At 61.8% G+C, this 3,071-nt stretch carries 4 protein-coding genes; 3 read left to right on the top strand and 1 reads right to left on the bottom strand.

The features are described 5' to 3' along the window. Together AC0L3X_RS46330 and AC0L3X_RS46325 are read left to right on the top strand one after the other, a co-directional pair. A partial coding sequence (locus AC0L3X_RS46330) for a site-specific integrase (protein WP_473317544.1) occupies positions 1–738 on the top strand: 738 nt, incomplete at its 5' end. Positions 739–869: 131 nt separating this feature from the next. Then, a complete protein-coding gene (locus AC0L3X_RS46325; RefSeq protein WP_063981897.1) occupies positions 870–1,244 on the top strand; it encodes a nuclear transport factor 2 family protein in 375 nt (124 codons plus the stop codon). An 84-nt stretch (positions 1,245–1,328) separates the two neighbouring features. On the opposite strand, the gene AC0L3X_RS46320 is transcribed toward AC0L3X_RS46325, so the two are convergent. Then, positions 1,329–1,550 (bottom strand): hypothetical protein, encoded by a 222-nt coding sequence (locus AC0L3X_RS46320; protein WP_063981896.1) that lies wholly within the window; start codon positions 1,548–1,550, stop codon positions 1,329–1,331. Positions 1,551–2,179: 629 nt separating this feature from the next. On the opposite strand from AC0L3X_RS46320, the gene AC0L3X_RS46315 reads away from it, so the two are divergent. Then, positions 2,180–3,071: aspartate-alanine antiporter-like transporter (locus AC0L3X_RS46315; RefSeq protein WP_473317543.1), on the top strand; the 892-nt coding region annotated here is incomplete at its 3' end.

Genomic DNA, 3,071 nt, shown 5'->3' with positions numbered 1-3,071 from the left:
GTCAACCTGCCAAAACTCGATCCCGAACATCCCCGCACCCGGGTCCTCTCCGAAGACGAGATCAAGACGTTCTGGCAAGGACTGGACCGCAACGACCTTCCCTACGACCGCCGGACCCGGCTCGCACTCAAGTTCGAACTGGTCACCATGCTGCGCTCGCGGGAACTGCTCGGCGCGCATCGGGATGAGCTGTTTGACCTCGACGGCGAGCATCCGCGCTTCGACGTGCCGCTCAAGCGGGTCAAGAAGCGGCGGGTGATCCAGCAGCCGTTATCCGATCTGGCGGTCGAGATCATCAAGGAGGCGCTCGCCTCGGATGGTCAGCAGTTTGCCTTCGAGAGTCCCATGTACAAGGGCCAGCCGATCCACCGGAAAGCGATGGCCGACGCCCTGCGCGGCACCAAGCACGAGACGAACAAGGACAAAACCAAAACCGCTGGCCTCTGCGAGCTGCTCGGTCTCAAGCCGTTCACGCCCCATGACCTGCGCCGGACGGCAGCGACCCTGGCCGGCGACCTCGGCTTCGACGACGCATGGATTGCGAAGTGCCTCGACCACGCCGCGAGCAAGAAGGCCGAGCAGATCGTGCCGACGGTCACCGGCAAAGTGTACAATCACTCCAAGCGGATGAAGGAAAAGCGCGCGGTGCTGGACGGCGTCGCGGCCGAGCTGCGGCGGATCGTCGGCGGGCGGACATCGAGAAAGGACGCCAATATCGGGCTTCACGTTGCGGCCTGATCTATCGCCCCGCCTGAGCTTCGATCAGGCGGGCTTCAATCAGTAGTTCTGCGGGAGTGCGTTCAAGCAGCATTCATCACAGTCCATCTAAGTCCCGCGCCGGGAGCGGCGCGGCTGATGATGGAACCTCCATGCCTATTTCGAGGGATGACTTTGACCCCGTTGCCACAGTTGTAGACTGGCTCGACGCCTGCCGGCGTGGAGACGTCAACGCGCTGCTCGATCTGTATGATGAGCGAGCGGTGCTTGAATGCGCCTGCGAAGGCGTCAGCCTGACTGGGCGAGAAGCAATCGCTGCCTACCGGTCACCTAAGCTCGAAACGAAGCGAGTACTCTCATTTTCGCTGGACGACGTGAGCCTGACGGGCCACGGCGTTCAAATCGACTATCAAAATTACGAAGGCAAGCCGGCTCGCGTTTATTTTCGGTTCGGTGTCTCAAACAAGATCATCTACACAAGCTGCGCACCCATGGCTCGGGCGGCCGCCCGAAGCTCCGTCAACTGAGATAACGGTCCGCGCGGCCGCAGAGTTGCGGCGATTGTAGCTCTATCGAGCAGTCATCAGCCCTTCGGCAGACACTCCGCTGCTTCACTTCACCTTCGCTGCTTCATCGAGACACTTGTAACCTGAGCCGCCGCGCGCCATGCACTGGTCGAAGTGTTTTGTCTGCCGCGCTGCCGTTGGTCCAGCAGGCTGCAGCTTTCCGTTCTTATCGACGCATTCGTACAGCAAGCCGGGTGTGCGCAGCGAGCAGGGCATGCACGACTGCTGGGCTTGCACCGCGCTTACTCCGACCAGCAGCAGCATCATCACAAAACAGCTTTGCTATCACATCAAAGGGGGCCGAATCGATTCGCACGGAGTCAAGACGCTGTGAATAGGTCGAATAACTGCGGGGTGTTTCCCCCGGACTCCGCGTGGCGCGCGAATCTCTTGTAGGGTGAGTAGGTCAGGCGAACTTGATTCGTCTGATGTCCGAGGCAGCTGGCGGCCGACCGGCGTGCGATGAAACGGTTCACGTCATGGCCGCCCGGCTGACGATGCGGTCGGATGCCCTTCCTTTGGATCAGACGGTTGCCCCGCGTTGCCCTCTCCGAGCACGCTGTCGAGCGATCGGACGGCGCGTTCATAAACGGGCCTCGTTGAGGTCGGCTTCGCGGCCAGGCAGCAGGGTTAAGGGAGCGATCACAGCGATACCAAGCTCCGTCCATGCAGACCAAGCCGGTAGACCCAAAGCAGAACACGACTGGTACCCGATCGTCGCGGTGCGCCGACGAAGCAGTGACGATGTCCATCGTGCTCATGTCCGAGACGTCGACTGTCCCGAATCCTGCACGGCTCAAAAGGCGAAGGCGTGCCGTCGGCGAGGATTGATCTAGATCAAGCGTCGCCGGGTTTCACGATTCAGATTCGGCGCAAATGGCTGGAGGGCATGCGCCATGGATACCGTCAGGTGGATGATCTCCACCGCTCCGGAAATCTTCCTGCTGCTTTCCATCGCCATCGGCACGGTGCTGGGCCGAGCCAAGATTCGTGGTTTCTCAATCGGAACGACAGCCTGTATCCTGGTGGTGGCCGTGCTCATCGGTCAGCTCGGAACCTTTACATTCCCGTCGCTGCTGCGCGTGCTTCTGTTCAGCCTGTTCGTGTTCACGATCGGCTACCGGTCCGGCCCCGAATTCTTCGCCTCCTTGAGCATCCGCACCCTGGCGCAGGTCGCCATGGCGCTCGTGCTCGGCGGCACGGGTCTCATCCTCGTTTTGATATTTGCCTTCACGTTCAAGCTCGATCCGGGCACGGCCTCGGGACTTGCCGCCGGTGGGCTGACGCAATCTTCCATCATCGGCACGGCGTCCGGAGCGCTCGCGCAAGTCGGCTTGTCCGGTGATGCTTTGAAGCAGCAAGAAGCAAACATCGCAGCTGGATACGCCGTCACCTATGTCCTCGGCTATATTCTCACGCTCCTTTACGTGCCGTTTGTCGCACCGAAACTGATGCGGATCGATTTGAAGGCGGAGGCGGCGAAGCTGGAGGCGGAGCTTGCCGGCGGCAACCCGCCACAGAGTGAAAATCTGCACTATCGCAAATTCCAGGCGCGCGCCTACCGGGTCTCGGCCGCCGCGGGACGCACGGTCAAGGACGTCGAAGAGGAAATCGGCAGCCGCACTGTCGTCGAGCGAATCGTGCGGCAGGGAGCCGATATCGAGCCGCGCCTCGACAGCATCCTCGAACCCGGCGCCCGCCTAGGCGTCGCCGGGCGCACCCCCGCCCGCCTCGCCGGCAAGCCCGGGATAGGGAATGGAAAAGCAGCCGCCGCAATCCGGAAGGGCA

Source organism: Bradyrhizobium sp. MI1.7 (genome assembly GCF_055811795.1).
The sequence above is the reverse complement of the archived record's forward strand: the minus strand, read 5'-3'. Positions and strand labels throughout refer to the sequence as shown.